Raw genomic sequence first — 20,578 nt, forward strand, 5'->3', positions numbered from 1 at the left:
GGGGAACCGCGCGACCAGCCACGACGGACCCGCAGCCGAAAGAGAACATCACGCCGCCTCCGTCCGACCCGCCGCCATCCCCGCCGCATCCAACAAGGCCGTCCCCACTATCAGATCGGCCCCACCGAACTCGGGATCGTCCAGCTCGGTCCCGTCGTCGACGGCGAACAACAGCTTCTCCTCGCCCTGCCGATACGCCGTGCCGACCGGCGGGCTGGCCGCGTGCACCGCCAACAGCGCGACGAGATAGGGCAGATCAGGATCCTGGCGCCGCGCCTCGGCGAGCAGCCCCGAAAGCCTGCGCGGCGCATCCGCCGGCAGATCGAGCAACACCATGGCGCAGGCCAACTGCTCCTCGCTGAACCGGCTGCCGTCCGGCGTGGCGATGAGATCCGGCTCCGGCATCTCCGCACCCAGATGCTCCCGCTCCATCGGCGGCGTCAGCAGTATGTCGACGAGGTCCCCCACCCGCACCGACACCGGCGTACGCAATCCCGTTCCGCTCGCGAAGAACGCGTCGGTGACCCGGACCGCCTGCTCCAGGGCCAGCGGCAGGACCGGCGCGAGCAGATGCCCGTACAGGTCCGTGCCCGATGTCGTCATGGGCGTGGCGAAGGCCTGCCGGTCCTGCTCGGCACGGAAGAGCGGCCCGGCCTCCAGCAGCCGGGACTGCAACTGGGTGTGCCGTCGGATGCAGTCCTTGACGATGTCCACCAGTTCGGCGGCGCGCCGCTTCTGCTCCGGGTCCTCGGACTCGTCACGCGCCTTGCGGATGTTCGTGAGGATCGCGTTCTCGTGGCGGTACCGGTCGGCGACATGGTCGAGGGCCTCGGCGATCATGTCGGGGACGGTGTTGAGCCAGTCCACCGCGCGGACGTTGCGCCGGGTCGCGTCCAGTGCTCTGCGCAGCGTCTCCGAGTACTGGACCGTGCGGTAGCGGGCCTGTTCGGCGGCCAGTTGGGCGTCGGCGAGGCGGCCCCGGCTGATCAGCACCTCCAGCTTGACCTCGGCGGCGATCTGCGCGCTGGTGACATCGGTGTCGAGGGCGCCGACGAGGACGTTGACCGCCTCGTCCGTCGTCCGGAGATACACCGAGCCGCCGGGGCCGGGCACCTCCTCGATCAGCTTGAAGTCGTAGTCACGGCGCACATACGTGCCGTCCTGCGCGAACGTGCCGTACACCGCGCGGAAGCCGCGGTCCACGCTGCCGACGTTGATCAGGTTCTCCAGGACCCAGCGGGCCACCCGCTCGTGTTCCGCGACGGGCCGCTGCGGGGCCTGGGCGGCGATGCGCGGGATGAGCCGGGCGACGATCTGGTCGTGGTCGGCGCCGGTGTCGAAGTCCATGTTCAGGGTGACCAGGTCGATGGCCGCGAGGGCCACCTCCGCCATGCCGTACACCGAGTACTCGCCGGCGAGGTTGGCCTTGCGGGCGTCGAGGTCGTGCAGCGGCGCGGTGCAGGCGAGCGCGCGCAGCCGCCGCGCCAGTCCCTCGTCGGCGGCCGGTCCCGGTGCGGGGCGCGGCCCCGCGCTGAGCTGGGGCGGAACACTGTCCGTCGATGCAGGCGAAGTCACGGTGCACAGACTAGGTCCTCGGTCTGACAACGACCCAAACGACGCAGATGCGACCCGGCGTCACGGTGATCACACCCTTGCGGCGGCCCAGCTAGCCCTCCTCGCCGACCCGCCGCCGGTACACCTCGACGATTCGCTCCAACGAGTCGGCGAGGTACACGGCGAGCAGTTTCTCGGCCTCGTCCTTGTCCCCCGCCTGCAGCGCCCGCAGGATCTGCTGGTTGCGCGCGAGGTACGGCTCGTGCAGCCGGTGCGGGTCGTCCACCACGTGGAAGGCGAGGCGCAGTTCGGCGAAGACGCTGCGCATCAGCTCGTCGGTCCGGTTGCTCGCCGCGAGCGCGACCAGCTCCCGGTGAAAGTGGATGTTGGCGGTACCGAGCACTTTCCAGTCGCCGTCACGCGCCGCGCGCTGCCCTTCCGCCACGGCCTCCGCGAGACCGTCCAGAGCGTACGGCGGCTCACCGAGACCCCGTACGACGGCACACTCGACGAGGCCGCGGGTCCGGTAGATGTCCTCCACGTCCTCGACGGTCAGGACCCGGACGAAGACGCCCCGGTTCAACTCGTGGACGAGCAGGCGCTCGTGCGTGAGCAGCCGGAACGCCTCCCGCAGCGTGTTGCGGGAGACCCCGAGGGCGCCGCCGATGCTGTCCTCCGACAGCCGGGTCCCGGGCGGGAAGAACCCCTCGGCGATCCGGCTCCGGAGGATGTCCGCGACCCGCTCGGCCGTACTCGTGCGGCCCAGGAGGGCGCGGTCGTCGGCCAGTCCCGCCAGCTGCTCTGCCATGCCCGGAATTCAATCGTAGATACAAGAACGAAACAACACGGGTATTGAAGGATCGTTCAACGATCCTCTACCTTGCTACGAACGGCGCATCACCTCTCCGCGGCGTCCAACGCCCCCGCACGGCACGGCTCAGTCCCCAAGCACCCTCCGTCCTCCTTCTGCGAGGTGCCCATGAGCACGACCCCTCCACCTCAGTCCCTGACCACCGGCGCGCAGCCCTCGCCGGACGAACACCTCGACGACGAAGGGGCGTTGGGCTGGCTGCGGGCCCTCGGACCGCGCGGCCGCCGCGCCTTCGCCGGCGCGTTCGGCGGCTATGCCCTGGACTCCTACGACTACTTCACGCTGCCGCTCAGCATGGTCGCCCTGGCCGCCTACTTCGGCCTGGACAGCGGCCAGACCGGCCTGTTCACCACCGTCACGCTCGTGGTCTCCGCGGTCGGCGGCGCCCTGGCGGGCGTGCTCGCGGACCGGATCGGCCGCGTCAAGGCGCTGATGATCACGGTGATCACCTACGCGGTCTTCACCGTCGCCTGCGGTTTCGCGCCCAACTACGAGACGCTGCTGGTCTTCCGCGCCCTCCAGGGCCTCGGCTTCGGCGGCGAGTGGGCGGTCGGCGCGATCCTGGTCGCCGAGTACGCCAGTGCCAAGCACCGGGGCCGCACGCTCGGCGCGATCCAGAGCTCGTGGGCCGTCGGCTGGGCGCTCGCCGCGATCATGTACACGCTGGTGTTCTCGTTCGTCGGCGACGACTGGGCGTGGCGGATCATGTTCTGGACCGGCGCGCTGCCCGCGCTGCTGGTCATCTGGATGCGGCGCCGGGTGCAGGACGCACCGGAGGCGATCGCCGTGCGGGAACAGCGGACCGGGAAGGCCTCGTTCTCGGCGATCTTCAAGCCCGGCCTGCTGCGCACCACGTTCTTCGCGGTCCTGCTCTCCACCGGCGTCCAGGGCGGCTACTACACCCTCGCCACCTGGGTGCCGACGTACCTGAAGACCGAGCGCGGTCTCTCCGTGGTCGGCACCGGCGGCTACCTGACGTTCCTGATCTCCGGCGCCTTCCTCGGCTACCTCACCGGCGGCTACCTCACCGACCGGCTCGGCCGCCGGCGCAACATCTGGCTGTTCGCCCTGCTCTCGGCCCTGTGCATCCTGGCGTACGCGAACATCCCGAGCGGTTCCAACACCCTGCTCCTGGTCCTCGGTTTCCCGCTCGGGTTCTGCATGTCGGCCATCTTCAGCGGCTTCGGGTCCTTCCTGAGCGAGCTGTACCCGACGGCGGTACGCGGCACGGGGCAGGGCTTCACGTACAACACCGGTCGCGCGGTGGGCGCCGTCTTCCCGACCACGGTCGGCTTCCTGGCCGACAGCTGGGGTGTGGGCGGCGCGCTGGTCTTCGGCGCGATCGGCTACGGCCTCGCCGCCCTGGCACTGCTGGGGCTGCCGGAGACGCGCGGAAAGGAGCTCGCGTGAACCGCACGGAAGACCGAGCCCTCACGGTGACGAACGACCGCCCCCTGACCCTCCTCGACGAGCACGCGCACGCGTGGCGACCGGCAGACGCCCGGATGCGCTTCCGCGCGGGGCTCGCGGGCCCCACCGCCGGGGTCGCGGCGGGCCACACCCAGGCCAACCTCATCTCGGTGCCCGCCGACTGGGCGTACGACATGCTGCTGTTCTGCCAGCGCAATCCCAAGCCCTGTCCGGTGCTGGACGTGACGGACGCCGGTTCCTGGACCACCGTCCTCGCGGACGGCGCCGACCTGCGCACCGATCTGCCGCGCTACCGGGTGTGGCAGGACGGCGAGCTGGTCGACGAGCCGACGGACGTGCGGGCGCACTGGCGCGGCGACCTGGTGTCGTTCCTGATCGGCTGCAGCTTCACCTTCGAATGGGCGCTGTCCGAGGCGGGCGTCCCCATCCGTCACGTCGAACAGGGCCGCAACGTGCCGATGTACGTCACCACCCGCCAGTGCCGCCCGGCGGGGCGGCTGCACGGCCCCATGGTGGTGTCCCTGCGCCCGGTGCCCCCGGAGCACGTGGCGACGGCGATCCGGGAGAGCAGTCTGCTCCCGGCGGTGCACGGCAGCCCCGTGCACTGCGGTGATCCGTCGGCGCTCGGCATCGACGATCTGGGCCGCCCCGACTTCGGCGACCCGGTGGACGCCGAGCCGGACGACATCCCGGTGTTCTGGGCCTGCGGAGTGACCCCGCAGGCCGCGGTGATGGCCTCACGCCCACCGTTCGCCATCACTCACGCACCGGGACAGATGTTCCTCACCGACGCCCGCGACGAGCAGTACCGCGTGGCTGAGCAGGAGACACTGGACACATGACCTCGATCGACCTGAACGCCGACCTCGGCGAGGGCTTCGGCCGCTGGCGGCTGACCGACGACGAGCAGTTGCTGACCGTCGTCACCAGCGCCAACGTGGCCTGCGGCTTCCACGCCGGGGACCCGGCCACCATGCGTCGGGTGTGCGAGCTGGCGGCCGCGCGCGGGGTCCGGATCGGCGCCCAGGTCTCCTACCGGGACCTGGCCGGGTTCGGGCGGCGCGCGATGGACGTGCCGCCCGACGAACTGGCGGCCGAGGTGACATACCAGATCGGCGCCCTGGAGGTCTTCGCGCGCGCGGCGGGCTCGCGGGTGTCGTACGTCAAGCCGCACGGCGCGCTCTACAACCGTGTCGTGCACGACCAGGAGCAGGCCGGCGCGGTCGTCGCCGGCGTGCTCCTGGCGGGCGGCACGCTGCCCCTGCTGGGGCTGCCCGGCTCCCGCCTGCTGGAACTGGCCCGGGAGGCGAACCTTCCGGCCGTCACCGAGGCCTTCGCGGACCGCGCGTACACCGACGCGGGCACGCTCGTGCCACGCGGCCGGGACGGTGCCGTGCTCACCGACCCGGAAGCGGTCGTGGAGCGCTCGCTGGGCCTGGCCCGCACCGGTACCGTCATCTCTCATTCCGGGGCACCGATCGAGGTACGCGCGCGTTCTCTGTGCCTGCACGGGGACACGCCCGGCGCGGTGGACCTGGCCCGCCGGGTCCGCGAACGGCTCGAGTCGTCCGGCGTCAAGGTGGAGGCCTTCGTATGAAGGCCCTGCCCGTCGGTGACAACGCCCTGCTCGTCGAGGTGGCCTCGGGCGAGGAGGCCCAGGCCCTGCACGCCGAGCTGGTGCGCCGCCGCGCGGAGGGCTCGCTGACGGTCCGCGAGATCGTCCCCGCGGCCCGCACGGTCCTCCTCGACGGCCTCACCGACCCGGCCCGCCTGGCGTCCGAACTGGCCGCCGCCGAAGTCCCGCCCGAGCCCCCGCGCGCGGGGAACGTGATCGAGCTGCCGGTGCGCTACGACGGGCCCGACCTGGCCGACGTCGCCGCTCTCTGGGGCGTCCGTGAGGCGGAGGTGGCCCGTATCCACGCGAGCACCGAGTTCCGTGTCGCCTTCTGCGGGTTCGCCCCCGGCTTCGGCTACCTCGCCGGCCTGCCGTCGCGCTACGACGTGCCGCGCCGGGCCACTCCGCGTACGGCCGTCCCGGCGGGCTCGGTGGGGCTGGCGGGCCCCTACACGGGCGTGTACCCGCGCTCGTCGCCGGGCGGCTGGCAGCTGATCGGCACCACGGACGCCGTGCTGTGGGACCACGCGCGCGTGCCGGCCGCCCTGCTGTCGCCGGGTACGCGCGTGCGCTTCGTCGCGACGGGGCCGGAGAGGACGTCATGACGGACCGCGCCCTGTCCGTCGTACGCGCCGGAGCACTCACCACCGTCCAGGACCGGGGGCGCCCGGGGCACGCGCACCTGGGTGTGCCCCGCTCCGGCGCACTGGACCAACCGGCGGCCGGCCTCGCCAACCGGCTGGTCGGCAATCGCCCCGAGGCCGCCGTTCTGGAGACCACGCTCAACGGCTGTGCGGTACGCCCGCGTTCGACGGTCACCGTGGCGGTGACGGGCGCGCCCTGCCGGGTGACCATGGACGGACGCGCGGTCGCCTGGGGCGCGCCGGTACGCGTACCCGCCGGTGCGCTCCTGGAGGTCGGAGCGGCCGTCCTCGGAGTACGCAGCTACGTGGCCGTCTCCGGCGGCGTCACCGTGGAACCGGTGCTCGGCAGCCGTTCCACGGACCTGCTGTCGAGGCTCGGCCCGCCGCCCCTCAGCGACGGCGCGGTGCTGCCGCTGGGGAGACCGGAAGAGCCCCACACGCACGTCGACGTCGGCCCGCAGCCGGCTCCCCCGGCCGAACTCGTCCTGCGCGTGACGCCGGGCCCGCGCGACGACTGGTTCACGCCGGAGGCGGTACGGGCCTTCACCACGCGCACCTTCCGGGTGTCCTCCGCGAGCAACCGCATCGGACTGCGCACGGAGGGACCCGCCCTGGAGCGGGCCCGGTCCGGCGAACTCCCCAGCGAGGGCATGGTGCTGGGGGCCGTCCAGGTCCCGCCCGACGGCAGGCCGGTGGTGTTCCTCGCCGATCATCCGACCACCGGCGGCTATCCGGTGATCGGCGTCGTCCGCACGGCCGACCTCCCGGCCGCCGCACAGGCGGTACCGGGCACGCCGGTGCGCTTCGTGGCCGTACGCCGCCGGTGAACCCCTAAGCGGCGTCCGGCTGCTGATCCGCCACCGACAGTGCGGCGAGCGCCGCGGACACCGCCGCGGAGGCCCGGAGATCGAGCCGGGCGCTCGTCCCGCGCGCGCGATGGCGCACCTCGTCGGCGGCGAGTGTCAGAAGCTGCGGCAGCAGGTCGGTGCACCGCCGGGCCACCCAGCCGGTGCCGGCGGTGGCCAGCCACCACAGGCTCGCCGACCGGGTGGGCGCCGGAAACTCGGGCTCGGGCGAAGGGGCGCTCCCCGTCGCGAGGCCACGCTCCGCCAGCAGCGCGTGGAAGCGCACGGCCAGCTGCCGGTGCCCCCGCTCGCCGGGGTGCAGCCGGTCCGCGCTCCACATCGCGCGGTCCATGAGCCAGGCCCCCTCACACGCATGCAGATGCACGGCCCCGTACCGCTCAGACAGCGCGTGCACCACGGCGTTGACCGCCCGCTGCCGCCGCGCCAGCGGACGCGCCAGGGCACCCGGCAGCCCGAGCATCGCACCGGGGTCCGGCAGGCAGGCGGTGAGCAGGACCGCGCCCTGCCCGGTGAGGGCCGAGTACACCGTGTCGAGGCGCGCGGCGACGGCCCGGACGTCGAAGGTGCAGCGCAGGGTGTCGTTGACCCCGATGACGACGGACGCGAGGTCCGGCCGCACCGCCAGCCCGGCGGGCAGCTGCCTCTCCAGCACGTCACCGGTCTGCGCCCCGCTCACCGCGAGGTTGGTGAACTCCACGGACGCGACGGACGCGACGGCCTCGTTGCAGTGCACGCCCTCCACCCGCTCCACGGATCCGGAGGACTCCGCGGCGAGCCCGCCCGCAAGCAGCGCGGCCCAGCCACGCCACTCCTCGCCGACGGGATCGCCCACACCTTCGGTCAGCGAGTCGCCGAGGGCGACGAACCGCAGCGGTCTCATGTCACGCCTCCGGGCGCGAAGGGCTGTACGGAGGCCACCGCGTCGTGCGCGTCGAGGAACGCGGCGACCGCCGTGTCCCACCCGAAGCACTCGGCACGCGTGCGTGCGGCCTCCCGCCGCTCCTCCACGGGCCGGTCAAGAAGCATGTCCACCGCGTCCGCGAAGGCGCCCCCGTGGTCGGCCGCGACGGCCCCGGCGGAGCCGATCACCTCCGACAGTGCGGACGAGGCGCTGGCCACGACGGGCGTGCCGCATGCCATCGCCTCCAGGGCGGCCAGCCCGAACGTCTCGGCGGGCCCCGGCGCCAGGCACACGTCGGCCGACGCCTGCAGCCCGCCCAGCGACGCTCGGTCGGCGACGTGCCCGAGGAACGTCACCGGCAACGCGCGCTCCCGCGCCCGCTGTTCGAGCCGCGGCCGCAGGGGCCCGTCCCCGGCCACCACCAGCACGGCCCGCCTCCCCCGCCGTACCAGCGCCTCCAGGGCGTCCAGCGCGGTGCCGGGCCGCTTCTCCACGGACAGCCGGGAGCACATCACCAGCAGCACCTCGTCCACCCGCGCGTGCCGGGCACGCAGCCCGGGGTCGCGCAGTGCGGGGTGCCGCTGCACCAGGTCGACGCCGAGCGGCGCCCGTACGACGTTGCGCGCCCCGATCCGCACGAACTCCCGTTCGGCGAACTCCGTGGTGCACACCACGCGCGCGTACGTGTGTGCCGTACGGACGTTGAGGGCGTCCGCGGCGCGCCGGGCGGCGCCCTCAGGCAGTCCCCAGGTGCGCAGCACGCCGTCGGCGGTCTCGTGGGAGACCATCACGGCCGGGACCCGGGCCCGCCGCGCCCACTTGCCGGTCCACCTGAGCGTCGTACGGTCGGAGACCTCCAGACGGTCGGGGGCCAGCTCCTCCAGCAGCCGCGCCACGCCCCGCTTGTCGGTGAGGACGCGGTATCCGCCCGTGCCCGGCAGCAGCGGACCGGGCAGGGTGATCACCCGCCCCTGCTCGGTCTCCCGGTCGCTCGCGCGATCACCGGCCACGATCAGCACCGGCTGGTGCCCGGCCGCCTTGTAGCCCTTGCCGAGCTCGCCCAGCGCGGTGCGCAGACCGCCCGAGGCCGGTGCGACGAAGTTGGCCAGCCGCACGATCCGCAACGAGCTCATGCCGCCACCACCGTCTTCCGCGCGGCGAGCACGCTCTCGTAGTGACCGATCAGCTGGTCGCCGACGGCCGCCCAGGTGCGTCCCTCGACCGTCGCGCGCGCGGCGGCGCCGAACGCGGTGCGCAGGCCGGGGTCGGCGGCCAGGGACCACACCGCGTCCCGTACGGCGTGCGGGTCGCTCGGCGGGACCAGCAGCCCGGTGCGCCCGTGGGCGACCAGGTCCAGCGGGCCGCCGGCGGCGGGCGCGACGACGGGCACACCGCTCGCCATGGCCTCCTGCACTGTCTGGCAGAAGGTCTCGAAGGGGCCGGTGTGGACGAAGACGTCCAAGGAGGCGAAGATCCGGGCGAGGTCGTCGCCGGTGCGGCGGCCCAGGAAGGCCGCGCCCGGCAGCGCCTGGTCCAGGCTCGGCCGGCTCGGCCCGTCGCCGACGACCACGACCCGGACGCCGTCCAGGCCGCAGACGCCGGCCAGCAGCTCGACCTGCTTCTCGGGGGCGAGCCGGCCGACGTAGCCGACGATCAGCTCGCCGTTCGGGGCGAGTTCGCGGCGCAGCGCCTCGTCTCGCAGTGCGGGGCGGAAGCGGGCGGTGTCCACGCCGCGCCGCCACAGCCGTACCCGGGGCACGTCGTGGGTCTCCAGGTCGTGCAGGGCGGCGCTGGAGGGGGCGAGGGTGAGGTCGGCGGCCGAGTGGACGGAGCGGATGCGGCGCCAGGCGGCGGCCTCGCCGGCGCCCAGGTAGGTGCGGGCGTATCCCGCGAGGTCGGTCTGGTAGACGGCCACGGCGGGAATGCCGAGCCGGGCGGCGGCGGCCATGCCGCGGACGCCGAGGACGAAGGGACCGGCCAGGTGGACGACGTCGGCACGGTGCTCGGCGATCGCCGCGGCCACGCGTCGGCTGGGGAGGGCGACGCGGACCTGGGGGTAACCCGGGAGCGGGAGGGAGGGGACACGGATGACGGGGCACGGCGCGAGGGCGTCGGGCCCGCTGCCGGCCACGGTGGCCGGCGCGACGACGAGCGGAAGGTGACCGCGGTCTACGAGGTGCCGGGCGGTCTGGAACGCGCAGTGGGCCACGCCGTTCACATCGGGGGGAAAGGATTCGGTCACGATGACGACACGCATACCGATGTTCTCGCCGGGCTGGACGTGGCCGCGTCAACGTGGATCTTTCCGGACGAGGAACGTCGTGTGAGCGTTGCGCCGCACACCCGAGCAGGTCGGACCGCGTCCATGCCCGCCTGACCCGCGGGTCACCAATCGTTCACATGGCGGGCGCGTCCGGTCCGATGCGGCTGCGTACCGCCGTCTGGACCTCGGCCTCCTCGGCCGGATCGGCCGCGAGCCTGCGCAGTCGCTCCACGACCCGGGCGTCACCGGTCTCGGCATGCCGGGCGGCGATCTCGCGGGTGGTCTCCTCGCAGTCCCACAGGCACTCGACGGCGAAGCCGGTGGCGAAGGAGGGGTCGGTGGCGGCGAGGGCACGAGCGGCCCGGCCGCGCAGATGGGAGGAGGCGGTCTCGCGGTAGACGTGCCGGAGCACGGGGGCCGCGCAGGCGATGCCGAGGCGCCCGGTGCCGTCGACGAGGGTCCACAGGGTCGGCGCGTCGGGGCCTTCGCCCCGTACGGCCTCCCTGAGGGCCGCGAGGACGAGTTCGCCGTCCTGGGCTCCGCCCCGGCACGCGAGCATCCGTGCGGCTGCGTCGCCGAGGGGGTCGGGTCGGCGGGCCCAGCCGCGTGCCCGGTCCACCGCGGCGACACTGCGCATGCGTTCGAAGGCGTCCACGGCAGCCTCCACCACGGCCGCCGAGCCGGTGACCACGGCGACCTCGATCAGGTGGAGGGCCTCCGGATCATTGCTGTCGGCGAGATAGCGCAAAGCGGTGCAGCGGGCGCCGTCGGTGCCGTCCTTGGCGGCCCGGAGGATCTCCGGCCGGTCCTCGGGACCGGCGACGGCCGTGAGGCAGCGGGCGGCGGGGACGTGGAGCGCGGCGCCGCGCTCGACGCCCTGCTGGGCCCACTCGAAGACCGCCTGCACGCTCCACCCCGGACGGGGCCCGGTTGGTCGCATCTGCCGTTGCCAGCGGTCGAAGCAGCCCGCCTCGTGGGCGGCACGCACACGCGTGGCGATGGATTCGCGTGGATCGTCGGCCCACAGCCGCCAGGGCCGCGGCTCGAAGGCGTCGCGCACCACGGCGGCCAGCTCGGCCTCGCCCTCGGCGTCGGTCGCGAAACGCGCCAGGACGGGGGCCGCGAGGGCCCGCAGTCCGGCGTCGTCGTCGCGCAGCGCCAGTTCGTCCAGGGCCCAGGCCCAGTTGGCGCCCGAGGCGGCGTACCTGCGCAGCAGTTCGAGCGCGTCCCGCCTGCCGTACGAGGCGAGATGGCCGAGGACGGCCAGGGTGAGCCCGGTGCGGGACTCCTCGGAGTCGAAGACGTCCTCGACATCGAAGAGGTGCGCCTCGATCTCGTCCAGCTCGCCGTTCAGGTCGAGGTAGAGACGGGCGTAGTAGAGGGAGCGGTTCTCCACCTGCCAGTCGTGGCGGGGATCACGCAGAACACAGTGGTTCAGCGCCGCGAGCGCTTCGGCGCGCGGTGCGGTGAGCGCGTGCAGTGTGCCGTCGCCGCGGCCCCGCTGGAGCAGGCCGAGCAGCGTGCCGCTGGGCGCTATGACCGGATCGAACATGGGAAACAGCCTCACATCAAGCGTCGACGCAACCGGGGACGTGCATTACCTGGCCGCGTGACAACACGTCGGGGCGCCCGCCGTTTCCTGCTTGCTGTAAGCCATCTTCCTCTGCCTCTCGTCGGTGGCCCATGCGGACCGCATCACGGTCCGCGCGGTGCGGCATCACCTGCCCGGCCATCACGTCCGTGAATCACGACGTCATGATGACTCGGCAGTTCCATCTACCGCGACCGAAATTTCGGCGGCCGGTTACCGCCTCCCCCGTTTTCCGTGTCCGCCCTGGTCAGAGCGGACGTGTCAGTGCGTGTCGAACAGTTCGAGCAGTTGCGTCTTGCCGAACATGCGTGCGGTGTCGACGGCCGACGGCGTACCCGCGGCGGGGTCGGCACCGCCTTCCAGAAGCGCCTTGATCACTTCCTCCTCGCCCTTGAAAACGGCACCGGCGAGCGGGGTCTGACCCCGGTCGTTGATCCGGTCGCCCTCGGCGCCGCGGGCGAGCAGGGCACGCACGGTGTCGGCGTGGCCGTGGTAGGCGGCGAGCATCACCAGGGAGTCGCCGCGGTCGTTGGTGAGGTTGGCCGGAACGCCCGCGTCGACGTACGCCACGAGCGCCTCGGTCTGCCCCTGCCGGGCCAGATCGAAGATCTTGGTCGCCAGCTCCACGACCTCGGGGTCGGGGGCTTCAGTCATCGGCCGGTCCGCCTCTCAGTGCAACCGTTCAGGTGAATCGCCAGGGTACTGGCTCGCGCCGCACATGACCCGATGTGCCGGAGGTAAAGATCACCGCAGGCCCGGTCGGGCGCAAGAGCCTGCCCAACCGGACCAAGACGACTCCGCCACCTGGGGGTAATCGTCGGAAATTCACCTAGTTGCACCTTTTATCGTATGGATACATGCTGTGATCCTGGAAGTACTCATGGTGACTGTCCCCACGAACCAGGAGAACTCAAATGATCCTGTCCATCTCAGGTGTGGTCCTGCTCGGAATCATCGTCTTCCTCTTCTTCAAGAAGGACGGACTCAAGGCCTCCCACGCCCTGGTGGCCGCACTCTTCGGCTTCTACCTCGCGAGCACCGCCATCGCCCCGAGCATCAAGGCAGGCGGCGAGAGCCTCGCGAGCCTCCTCGGCGGAATCAAGTTCTGACGCCCGCACGTCCGTACGCACCACCATCCGTACGCACCACCAGGAGACAGCAGTGGCCCGGCGCCCCCTCCCCCGCATCCTGAGCACAGGCAGCGCGCAGATCGCCCGGAGCCGGGAGCTGGCCCGGACGGCGGCCGACAGCGCCACCGACGTCCTCCATCCGCTGATCACGATCACCCGTGGTCTGCGCCGGCTGGCCTCGGCCGGGCGGCGCAAGTGGGCCGACACCCCAAAGGACAAGCGCGGACCGCTGCTTTTCCTGGTGGCGTCGGTGGTCCTGGTCGTGGCGCTCGCGCCGTACGGCCCGCTGCTCGCCGTCATCACCCTGATGGCGGCGGCAGCATGGCAGGGCCGGGACCGCGGGCAGCCGGAGCCCGACGGCCCCGACGAGTCCCAGGTCCAGCGCCTCCAGTCGCTGTACGAGGCTCTGGTGCCGTACTTCTCGGCCGCCGAGGACCCGACCCCGCTGTACTCCCACGGCGGCGAGTGGGAGAAGGCCTTCACCGCCTACGACTTCGACGGCAGCGGCCGCATCACGCACCTGCTGATCCACTACCCGGCGTACTTCACGGACGGTGAGGCCGAGTCCCGGGCCCGGATCGAGCATCTGCTGCACGCCAAGTCGGGCCGCGACCGCGAGTACCACTTCATCTGGGACGAGCAGGACAACCAGCTCACCGTGACGGCCCTCGCCCCCCTGCCCACCGACATCGCCGCCCAGCGTTTCGTCACGTCCCCCGGCGAGACGGTCCTCGGCTTCACCGACCCCACCCAGGTCCGGCGCACACTCCCCCTCACCCACGATGAGGAACAGCACGACGTACCGCCGGTCGTCTGGCGCACCGGCATCCGCTCCACCGAGCCGCACCTGCTGGTCATGGGCCAGCCGGGCAGCGGCACCTCCACGCTGCTGCGCTCCATCGCCCTGCAGGCCCTCCAGCACGGCGACCTCGTCATCGTCGAGGGCGGCGGCACCGGCGAGTACGCCTGTCTCACCGGCCGGGACGGCGTCCTCGCGGTCGAGTGCGGGCTGACCGGGGCGCTGGCGAGCCTGGAGTGGGCGGCCGCGGAGACAGAGCGCCGGCTGATCGCGGTCAACAGTGCCCGCCAAGCGGGCGACCCGCCGCCGGACGACACCAAACGCCCCCTGTGGATCCTCCTGGACCGGCCGAGCGCCTTCACCCACGTGGCCGCCGCGGACGGCCGCGAGGACCCGCAGGCCCTGCTCCAGCTCCCGCTCCGGCACGGCCGCGCGGCCAACGTGACGGTGGTCGTCGCCGACCAGTTCGACAGCGCGGAGGCCCTGAGCGACGCCGTACGCCAGCACACACGCGCGCGTGTCGTGCTCGGGCCGGCCACGGCCGACCAACTGGAGGCGGTCCTGGGCGCGCCCCCGCACACGACCCCGGTCACCCACGTCCCGCCCGGCCGCGGCTACGCCCGCCTCGGCGCGGGCCCGGTCCACCGGCTCCAGGTCCCGTCGACGCCGGACCCCTACGACGACGCGACGAGCGAGGCGGACCGCCAGGCGGTCCTGGCCCTGCTGCCCCCACGGACGACACCGGCGGACGGCGAGCATGTACCGGAAGGGGGAGCGGTGGAGGCGGTGCCCACCGAGGCGGAACCGACGGAGGCCGTACCCACGGAGCCGACGGAGGCCGTACCCGCGGAGGCCGTACCCGCGGACGACACACCGGCAGAGTCCGCACCCACGGAGGCGGTACCGGCAGAGGCCGCACCCACGGAGGCCGTACCGGCAGAGGCCGCACCCACGGAGGCCGTGCCCACGGAGCCGGTGCCGGCAGAGGCCATGGCGGCGAAAGCTCCGTAGCTGGGCGGTCGCGCCGCCGGGGCGCCGCGGGTGGGCGCGGCCCCTCCGGCGCCCGCCCGGCCCCGTTCACGCCACGAACGTACGAGGCGCCTCGCCACCCCCGGATCCCCCGCTCTCCACCAACCGCGCCGCCGCGGCCAGCCGCGCCGCCGCCTCCTCTGCCACCGCGCCGCCCACGGTGAACGGCAGCCGCACATACCCCTCGAACGCCCCGTCCACCCCGAACCGTGGTCCGGACGGCACCCGCACGCCCACCCGTTCACCCGCCTCGGCGAGCCGTGACCCGGACAGCCCGCCCGTCCGCACCCACAGCGTGAGCCCGCCCTTCGGCACCTCGAACTCCCAGTCCGGCAACTCCCGCCGCACGGCGGCCACCAGGGCGTCCCGGTTGTCCCTGGCCTGACGTCGTCGCACGTCCACGGCCTTCGCCCAGCCACCCGTGCTGAACAGCCAGTTCACCGCCAGCTGCTCCAGCACGGGGGTGCCCAGATCGGCGTACGCGCGGGCGGCGACCAGGCTGCGGATCACGTCGGGAGCGGCGCGCACCCATCCGATCCGCATCCCCGCCCAGAACGCCTTGCTGGCCGAGCCGACCGTGACGACCGTCGAGCCGGCCGGGTCGAAGGCACACATGGCCCGCGGCATCACGTCCGCGATGTCCTCGTCAAGCCACAACTCGCTCATCGTCTCGTCGGCGACCAGCACCGTGCCGGCCGAGCGCGCGGACTCCACCAGCTGCCGCCGCTGGTCCTCGTCGGCGAGCGCGCCGGTCGGGTTGTGGAAGTCGGCGACGACGTACGCGATCCGGGGCGCGGCGTCCCGCAGGACCTGTCGCCAGCGGTCCATGTCCCAGCCGGTCAGCCCTTCGGCCATCGCGACGGGCACCAGCCGGGCACCCGCCGCCCGCATCAGCTGGAGGATATTGGCGTAGGAGGGCGATTCCACGGCGATGCGCTCACCGCGCCCGGCGAACAGATGGCAGATGGCGTCGATCGCGCCCATCGCGCCGGTCGTCACCATGATCTGTTCGGGCATCGTCGGGATCCCGCGTGCCGTGTACCTCTCGGCGATCATCGCGCGCAGCGCGGGCAGCCCGGCCGGATAGTCACCGTGCGTGTGGGCGTACGGCGGCAGTTCCTCCAGGGCCCCCTGCACGGCTCGGGTCAGCCACGGCTCGGGGGCGGGGAGCGCCGCGCAGCCGAGGTCGATCATCGAACCGAGGGCCTCGGGGGGCAGGGGTTCGAGGCCGCGCGCGGGCAACGGGTTGCCGGCCGGCACCGCCGTCCAGCTGCCGGCGCCGCGCCGGGACTCCAGGAAGCCCTCGGCGCGCAGCGCCTCGTACGCCGCCGCGACCGTCGTACGGCTGACGGACAGGGACAGCGCCAGTTCGCGCTCGGCGGGCAGCCTGGCGGCGACCGGCACCCGGCCCTCCAGCACCAGCAGCCGGATGCCGTCGGCCAGCGCACGGTAGGCGGGCGGGCGGCGGGTGCCCGGGCCGGCCGGACGGTCCTGCTGGGAGTTGAGCAGCCGGGCGAGCTGCGCGGCACCCATTGCCGAGGTCCACTGCGCCATGGAAATCAGTCCACCTTCCCCGAATTGGCCATAGATGATGTTTCCACCCAAGCCACAGGGTGTCATGCATCAGGCCACTGCCACCACACTCCAGGGGGACCTCTTGTCCACGAAGAGCCCGAGCCGTACCGGGCGACGGTTGATCCAGCTGTACGTCGGCCTCGGGCTGTACGGGGCGAGTTCGGCGCTGCTCCTCCGGTCCGGTCTGGGCCTGGAGCCCTGGAACGTGCTGCATCAAGGGCTGGCCGAACTCACCGGCCTGACGATCGGCATCGTGTCGATCACCGTGGGCGCGGCGGTGCTGCTCCTGTGGATCCCGCTGCGCCAACGCCCCGGCCTCGGCACCGTTTCCAACGTCTTCGTGGTCGGCATCGCCCTGGATGGCACGCTCGCCGCCGTCCCCGCGGCGCACACCCTCGCCGTACGCGTTCCGCTACTGCTGGCAGGGATCCTGCTCAACGGGGTGGCCACCGGCCTCTACATCTCGGCCCGCTTCGGACCAGGCCCGCGGGACGGGCTGATGACCGGCCTGCACCGGCGCACGGGCCGCTCGATCCGTCTGATGCGGACGGCCGTGGAGGTGGCGGTCGTCGTGACCGGCTTCGCCCTGGGCGGCACCATCGGCATCGGCACTCTGCTGTACGCGGTGTCGATCGGCCCGCTCGCCCAGGTCTTCCTGCGCGTCTTCGCCGTCCGGCCGGCATCCGACGGCAGCGCGGTCGTTGCCACCGGGCAACCCCGGCAGGCGATACTTCGACCGTGACCTCGCGGATACGCCACCCCTACCTCGACCATCCGGGCCCGATCGCCTTCGCCCACCGCGGCGGGGCGGCGGACGGTCTGGAGAACACGGCGCTGCAGTTCCGGCGCGCGGTCGAGGCGGGTTACCGCTATCTGGAGACCGACGTCCACGCCACCGCGGACGGCAGACTCGTCGCCTTCCACGACGCGACCCTGGACCGGGTGACGGACGGGGCGGGCCTGATCGCCGACCTGCCCTGGAAGGACGTACGGCACGCGCGTGTGGCGGGCGAGGAACCGGTGCCCCTCTTCGAGGAGCTTCTGGAGACCTTCCCCGAGGCGCGCTGGAACATCGACGTCAAGGCAGAGTCCGCGCTGCTCCCCCTCCTGGAGCTCGTCGAACGCACGAACTCCTGGGACCGGATCTGCCTCGGCTCGTTCGCCGAGGCGCGTGTGGTCCGCGCCCAGCGGCTGGCCGGCCCGCGCCTGGCGACGTCGTACGGCACCCGCGGTGTCCTCAACCTGCGGCTGCGCTCCTGGGGGCTGCCGGCGGCCGTGCGTCGCTCCGCGGTCGCCGCGCAGGTGCCGGAGATCCAGTCTGGCATCCAGGTGGTCGACCACCGCTTCCTGCGCACCGCCCACGCGCTCGGGCTGCAGGTGCACGTGTGGACGGTGAACGAGCCGGAACGCATGCACCGGCTCCTGGACCTGGGAGTCGATGGCATCATGACCGATCACATCGACACACTGCGCAGGGTGATGGAGGACCGCGGCGTCTGGGTCTGACACCCCGGAAGCCCTCGGGCCGCACGTCCGCGCGCGGCACCTTCACGGGGAGGGGAGGGCACGGATGGGCACCGACACCGTGCGGGCGGGATCGGCGGACGAGGCCGCCGAACGGCGGCGCGAGCAGCGCGGCTGGTACTTCTACGACTGGGCCTGCTCCGTCTACTCGACGAGCGTGCTCACCGTCTTCCTCGGCCCCTATCTGACCTCGGTCGCCAAGTCGGCCTCGGACGCGGACGGCTTCGTGCATCCGCTGGGGATCCCGGTGCGCGCCGGGTCTTTCTTCGCGTACTCGGTGTCCCTGTCGGTGGTCGTGGCCGTGCTGGTGATGCCCCTGGTGGGCGCCGCCGCCGACCGCACCGGCCGCAAGAAGCCTCTCCTGGCGGCCGCCGCGTACACCGGGGCCGCCGCGACGACGGGCATGTTCTTCCTCGGCGGCGACCGCTATCTGCTCGGCGGCGCCCTGCTGATCGTCGCGAACGCCGCGCAGTCCGTGGCGATGATGCTCTACAACTCCTACCTGCCGCAGATCGCCCCGCCCGAGGAACGCGACGCCGTCTCCTCCCGGGGCTGGGCCTTCGGATACGCGGCGGGCGCACTGGTCCTGGTCGTGAACCTCGTCCTCTACACCGGCCACGAGTCCTTCGGCCTCTCGGAGAGCGCCGCGGTCCGCATCTGCCTGGCCTCCGCGGGCCTGTGGTGGGGGGCCTTCGCCCTCATTCCGCTACGGCGGCTGCGCGATCGCCGCTCCGAAACGAAGGCCGCGCCGGAGGGGACCGCCCCCGGCCTCCGCCAGCTCGCCGCGACCGTCCGCGACATGCGCCGCCACCCGCACACCCTCGCCTTCCTGCTGGCGTACCTCATCTACAACGACGGCATCCAGACCGTGATCTCCCAGGCCTCGGTGTACGGCTCCGAAGAGCTCGGCCTCGGGCAGTCGACGCTCATCGGCGCCGTGCTGCTGGTTCAGGTGCTGGCCGTGGCAGGCGCGCTGACGATGGGGCGACTTGCCCGGATCTACGGTGCGAAGCGCACGATCCTGGGCTCGCTGGTCGCGTGGACGGTGACCCTGGGCGCCGGGTACTTCCTGCCGGCCGGGGCGCCCGGGTGGTTCTTCGTCCTGGCCGCCGGGATCGGCCTCGTCCTCGGCGGCAGCCAGGCACTGTCCCGGTCGCTGTTCTCCCATCTCGTGCCGCCCGGCAAAGAGGCCGAGTATTTCTCGGCATACGAGATGAGCGACCGGGGCATGAGCTGGCTGGGCCCGCTGCTGTTCGGGATCACCTACCAGGTGACCGGAAGTTATCGGGACGCGATCATCTCGCTGGTGGCCTTCTTCGTCATCGGGTTCGTGCTCCTGGCACGGGTTCCGGTACGGCGGGCGATCGGCGACGCGGGCAATCCGATTCCCGAAAGGATTTAGCGTTCAACACGAAAGCGCTGTAGTGTACGCGTTTGGCCTGCCAGGCGTACCGTTACTGCGCGTCAAAGATGCCGAAACGCTGTGTCACATCTGTTAGCAGATGTGACAAACCGGGCACTGGTGGGTACAACAAGGGCGGCTACGACGGCGACCATTGCCCGGGACGGGACCCGGAACGGGAATCTTTACCGCCGACCGGACGTTGACCGGATGACGACGACAGCGACACCTGTCCTGTGGGCGACAAGCCCGGGAGGCACGATTCATGAGTGAGCGAGCTCTTCGCGGCACGCGCCTCGTGGTGACCAGCTACGAGACGGACCGCGGCATCGACCTGGCCCCGCGCCAGGCCGTGGAGTACGCATGCGAGAAGGGGCACCGCTTTGAGATGCCCTTCTCGGTCGAGGCGGAGATCCCGCCGGAGTGGGAGTGCAAGGTCTGCGGGGCCCAGGCACTCCTCGTAGACGGCGACGGCCCTGAGGAAAAGAAGGCCAAGCCCGCGCGTACACACTGGGACATGCTGATGGAACGGCGCACCCGCGAGGAACTCGAAGAGGTCCTCGAGGAGCGCCTGGCAGTTCTTCGCTCCGGCGCGATGAACATTGCGGTCCATCCGCGAGACAGCCGGAAGTCGGCGTAGTCCCTTCGGGGTCTGGGCGGACGAACAACGCACCAAGTAACCGCGGGCGCCGTACGTGAGTTCACGTACGGCGCCCGCGGTTTCGCGTTGCTGTCCGGGCCGCCGCACAGCTCGGTGCGTCACGGCGGCCCGGACCACTCAGTGCGTCAGCGGCGGGCGCGGACCCTGAGGCGGGTCCCTGGGCTCGTCGCTGGGCTCGTCCCTGATGACCTCGCCCTGGACCACCTTGCCGTCGGGGCGGTGCATGCGAGCCTGCTGGAAGGCACCGCCCAGGGTGCCCTGGGTGGCCTCGCGGAGCTTGCGGTCGACGGTGCGCTCCGCGTAGCGGCCGAGAGCCTGCTGCACCGGCGGGATCAGCAGGAGCAGCCCCAGCGCGTCGGAGATCAGGCCGGGGATCATCAGGAGCAGGCCGCCGAGCATCATGAGGCCGTTTCCGCCGCCGTTCGAGCCCGACGGGGCTCCACCCCGCTGCAGCGCCTCGTTCAGGTTCTGGAAGGCGCGCCTGCCCGCCTGCTTGATGACCACCGAGCCGAGCACGAGGGCGGCGAGCAGCAGCAGGAACACCGTGATCCCGCCGGTCGCGCCGGCGACCATGGTCAGCAGCCAGATCTCCAGCACCAGCCAGGCGGCGACGCCCAGCGGCAGGTAGGTGAGCAGCCGGGAGCGCCGGGGCCGGGCGGGGTGCGTGGGAGTCGGAGCGCCAGTCGTCATGCTTCCAGTGTGCCTGGGCCCGGCTCAGCACG

The 20,578-nt window shown here is 72.4% G+C and carries 20 protein-coding genes; 11 read left to right on the forward strand and 9 right to left on the reverse strand.

Translation table 11 applies throughout. From position 1 onward, the window contains the following. Positions 1-48 precede the first annotated feature (48 nt). Both KUM49_RS26910 and KUM49_RS26915 read right to left on the reverse strand, forming a co-directional pair. Positions 49-1,575 carry a hypothetical protein gene (locus tag KUM49_RS26910; protein ID WP_217239541.1) on the reverse strand — a complete coding sequence of 509 codons (1,527 nt, stop codon included), beginning with the start codon at positions 1,573-1,575 and terminating at the stop codon, positions 49-51. A gap of 91 nt (positions 1,576-1,666) precedes the next feature. Further along, a complete protein-coding gene (locus KUM49_RS26915) occupies positions 1,667-2,362 on the reverse strand; it encodes a GntR family transcriptional regulator (protein WP_217239542.1) in 696 nt (231 codons plus the stop codon). 171 nt (positions 2,363-2,533) lie between these two features. On the opposite strand from KUM49_RS26915, the gene KUM49_RS26920 reads away from it, so the two are divergent. From KUM49_RS26920 to KUM49_RS26940, 5 genes are read left to right on the forward strand one after another with little or no spacing between them, the layout of a single operon-like run. Then, on the forward strand, positions 2,534-3,835 hold the full coding sequence (locus KUM49_RS26920) for an MFS transporter (protein ID WP_217239543.1): 1,302 nt from the start codon (positions 2,534-2,536) through the stop codon (positions 3,833-3,835). Beyond that, the gene (locus KUM49_RS26925; protein ID WP_217239544.1) at positions 3,832-4,698 is read left to right on the forward strand and encodes a putative hydro-lyase; all 867 of its coding nucleotides are present in this window, start codon (positions 3,832-3,834) and stop codon (positions 4,696-4,698) included. The genes KUM49_RS26920 and KUM49_RS26925 overlap by 4 nt, the downstream gene beginning before the upstream one ends. Then, a complete protein-coding gene (locus KUM49_RS26930) occupies positions 4,695-5,453 on the forward strand; it encodes a LamB/YcsF family protein (protein ID WP_217239545.1) in 759 nt (252 codons plus the stop codon). Before KUM49_RS26925 ends, KUM49_RS26930 begins: the two co-directional genes overlap by 4 nt. Next, positions 5,450-6,076: a 5-oxoprolinase subunit PxpB gene (pxpB, locus tag KUM49_RS26935; RefSeq protein WP_217239546.1), complete on the forward strand. Its 627-nt coding sequence runs from the start codon at positions 5,450-5,452 to the stop codon at positions 6,074-6,076. The genes KUM49_RS26930 and pxpB overlap by 4 nt, the downstream gene beginning before the upstream one ends. Continuing rightward, positions 6,073-6,942 (forward strand): biotin-dependent carboxyltransferase family protein, encoded by an 870-nt coding sequence (locus tag KUM49_RS26940; protein WP_217239547.1) that lies wholly within the window; start codon positions 6,073-6,075, stop codon positions 6,940-6,942. The genes pxpB and KUM49_RS26940 overlap by 4 nt, the downstream gene beginning before the upstream one ends. Before the next feature lie 4 nt (positions 6,943-6,946). On the opposite strand, the gene KUM49_RS26945 is transcribed toward KUM49_RS26940, so the two are convergent. The 5 genes from KUM49_RS26945 to KUM49_RS26965 form a co-directional block, all read right to left on the reverse strand. Continuing rightward, entirely contained in the window at positions 6,947-7,861 is a 915-nt protein-coding gene (locus KUM49_RS26945; protein WP_217239548.1) for an SGNH/GDSL hydrolase family protein, read from the reverse strand. Then, the gene (locus KUM49_RS26950) at positions 7,858-9,015 is read right to left on the reverse strand and encodes a glycosyltransferase (RefSeq protein ID WP_217239549.1); all 1,158 of its coding nucleotides are present in this window, start codon (positions 9,013-9,015) and stop codon (positions 7,858-7,860) included. Before KUM49_RS26950 ends, KUM49_RS26945 begins: the two co-directional genes overlap by 4 nt. Next, positions 9,012-10,139 (reverse strand): glycosyltransferase family 1 protein, encoded by a 1,128-nt coding sequence (locus KUM49_RS26955; protein ID WP_217239550.1) that lies wholly within the window; start codon positions 10,137-10,139, stop codon positions 9,012-9,014. The genes KUM49_RS26950 and KUM49_RS26955 overlap by 4 nt, the downstream gene beginning before the upstream one ends. Positions 10,140-10,278: 139 nt before the next feature. Then, the gene (locus KUM49_RS26960) at positions 10,279-11,697 is read right to left on the reverse strand and encodes a HEAT repeat domain-containing protein (RefSeq protein ID WP_217239551.1); all 1,419 of its coding nucleotides are present in this window, start codon (positions 11,695-11,697) and stop codon (positions 10,279-10,281) included. 300 nt (positions 11,698-11,997) lie between these two features. Then, the gene (locus tag KUM49_RS26965) at positions 11,998-12,390 is read right to left on the reverse strand and encodes an ankyrin repeat domain-containing protein (protein ID WP_217239552.1); all 393 of its coding nucleotides are present in this window, start codon (positions 12,388-12,390) and stop codon (positions 11,998-12,000) included. A 260-nt stretch (positions 12,391-12,650) separates the two neighbouring features. Here KUM49_RS26965 and KUM49_RS26970 point away from each other — a divergent pair, with 260 nt between their 5' ends. Beyond that, on the forward strand, positions 12,651-12,845 hold the full coding sequence (locus KUM49_RS26970; protein ID WP_015661880.1) for a hypothetical protein: 195 nt from the start codon (positions 12,651-12,653) through the stop codon (positions 12,843-12,845). A gap of 52 nt (positions 12,846-12,897) precedes the next feature. Further along, positions 12,898-14,676, forward strand: a complete 1,779-nt coding sequence (locus tag KUM49_RS26975) for an ABC transporter ATP-binding protein (protein ID WP_217239553.1) — start codon at positions 12,898-12,900, stop codon at positions 14,674-14,676. A 66-nt stretch (positions 14,677-14,742) separates the two neighbouring features. Here KUM49_RS26975 and KUM49_RS26980 read toward each other — a convergent pair whose 3' ends face one another. Then, positions 14,743-16,248, reverse strand: coding sequence for a PLP-dependent aminotransferase family protein (locus KUM49_RS26980; RefSeq protein ID WP_217239554.1), 1,506 nt, complete (start codon positions 16,246-16,248; stop codon positions 14,743-14,745). Positions 16,249-16,312: 64 nt separating this feature from the next. On the opposite strand from KUM49_RS26980, the gene KUM49_RS26985 reads away from it, so the two are divergent. The 4 genes from KUM49_RS26985 (at position 16,313) to KUM49_RS27000 (ending at position 19,835) form a co-directional block, all read left to right on the forward strand. Continuing rightward, a complete protein-coding gene (locus tag KUM49_RS26985) occupies positions 16,313-17,011 on the forward strand; it encodes a hypothetical protein (RefSeq protein ID WP_217239555.1) in 699 nt (232 codons plus the stop codon). Continuing rightward, positions 17,008-17,775: a glycerophosphodiester phosphodiesterase gene (locus KUM49_RS26990; RefSeq protein ID WP_217239556.1), complete on the forward strand. Its 768-nt coding sequence runs from the start codon at positions 17,008-17,010 to the stop codon at positions 17,773-17,775. The genes KUM49_RS26985 and KUM49_RS26990 overlap by 4 nt, the downstream gene beginning before the upstream one ends. 64 nt (positions 17,776-17,839) lie before the next feature. Continuing rightward, complete coding sequence (locus tag KUM49_RS26995; protein WP_217239557.1) at positions 17,840-19,195, forward strand: MFS transporter; 1,356 nt, start codon at positions 17,840-17,842, stop codon at positions 19,193-19,195. A 265-nt stretch (positions 19,196-19,460) separates the two neighbouring features. Continuing rightward, on the forward strand, positions 19,461-19,835 hold the full coding sequence (locus KUM49_RS27000; RefSeq protein ID WP_003977404.1) for an RNA polymerase-binding protein RbpA: 375 nt from the start codon (positions 19,461-19,463) through the stop codon (positions 19,833-19,835). 138 nt (positions 19,836-19,973) lie between these two features. Here KUM49_RS27000 and fxsA read toward each other — a convergent pair whose 3' ends face one another. Then, positions 19,974-20,546: an FxsA family membrane protein gene (fxsA, locus tag KUM49_RS27005; protein WP_217239558.1), complete on the reverse strand. Its 573-nt coding sequence runs from the start codon at positions 20,544-20,546 to the stop codon at positions 19,974-19,976. Positions 20,547-20,578: the final 32 nt, after the last annotated feature.

The organism is Streptomyces sp. AC555_RSS877 (assembly GCF_019049245.1).
Classification (GTDB): Bacteria; Actinomycetota; Actinomycetes; order Streptomycetales; family Streptomycetaceae; genus Streptomyces.

What these genes read in the sequence shown, in the direction of transcription:
- KUM49_RS26915 (WP_217239542.1), bottom strand. Translation starts at nt 2,362, where the DNA reads ATGGCAGAGCAGCTGGCGGGACTGGCCGACGACCGCGCCCTCCTGGGC.
- KUM49_RS26920 (WP_217239543.1), top strand. Translation starts at nt 2,534, where the DNA reads ATGAGCACGACCCCTCCACCTCAGTCCCTGACCACCGGCGCGCAGCCC.
- KUM49_RS26930 (WP_217239545.1), top strand. Translation starts at nt 4,695, where the DNA reads ATGACCTCGATCGACCTGAACGCCGACCTCGGCGAGGGCTTCGGCCGC.
- pxpB (WP_217239546.1), top strand. Translation starts at nt 5,450, where the DNA reads ATGAAGGCCCTGCCCGTCGGTGACAACGCCCTGCTCGTCGAGGTGGCC.
- KUM49_RS26940 (WP_217239547.1), top strand. Translation starts at nt 6,073, where the DNA reads ATGACGGACCGCGCCCTGTCCGTCGTACGCGCCGGAGCACTCACCACC.
- KUM49_RS26945 (WP_217239548.1), bottom strand. Translation starts at nt 7,861, where the DNA reads ATGAGACCGCTGCGGTTCGTCGCCCTCGGCGACTCGCTGACCGAAGGT.
- KUM49_RS26950 (WP_217239549.1), bottom strand. Translation starts at nt 9,015, where the DNA reads ATGAGCTCGTTGCGGATCGTGCGGCTGGCCAACTTCGTCGCACCGGCC.
- KUM49_RS26955 (WP_217239550.1), bottom strand. Translation starts at nt 10,139, where the DNA reads ATGCGTGTCGTCATCGTGACCGAATCCTTTCCCCCCGATGTGAACGGC.
- KUM49_RS26960 (WP_217239551.1), bottom strand. Translation starts at nt 11,697, where the DNA reads ATGTTCGATCCGGTCATAGCGCCCAGCGGCACGCTGCTCGGCCTGCTC.
- KUM49_RS26965 (WP_217239552.1), bottom strand. Translation starts at nt 12,390, where the DNA reads ATGACTGAAGCCCCCGACCCCGAGGTCGTGGAGCTGGCGACCAAGATC.
- KUM49_RS26970 (WP_015661880.1), top strand. Translation starts at nt 12,651, where the DNA reads ATGATCCTGTCCATCTCAGGTGTGGTCCTGCTCGGAATCATCGTCTTC.
- KUM49_RS26980 (WP_217239554.1), bottom strand. Translation starts at nt 16,248, where the DNA reads ATGGCGCAGTGGACCTCGGCAATGGGTGCCGCGCAGCTCGCCCGGCTG.
- KUM49_RS26985 (WP_217239555.1), top strand. Translation starts at nt 16,313, where the DNA reads ATGCATCAGGCCACTGCCACCACACTCCAGGGGGACCTCTTGTCCACG.
- KUM49_RS26995 (WP_217239557.1), top strand. Translation starts at nt 17,840, where the DNA reads ATGGGCACCGACACCGTGCGGGCGGGATCGGCGGACGAGGCCGCCGAA.
- KUM49_RS27000 (WP_003977404.1), top strand. Translation starts at nt 19,461, where the DNA reads ATGAGTGAGCGAGCTCTTCGCGGCACGCGCCTCGTGGTGACCAGCTAC.
- fxsA (WP_217239558.1), bottom strand. Translation starts at nt 20,546, where the DNA reads ATGACGACTGGCGCTCCGACTCCCACGCACCCCGCCCGGCCCCGGCGC.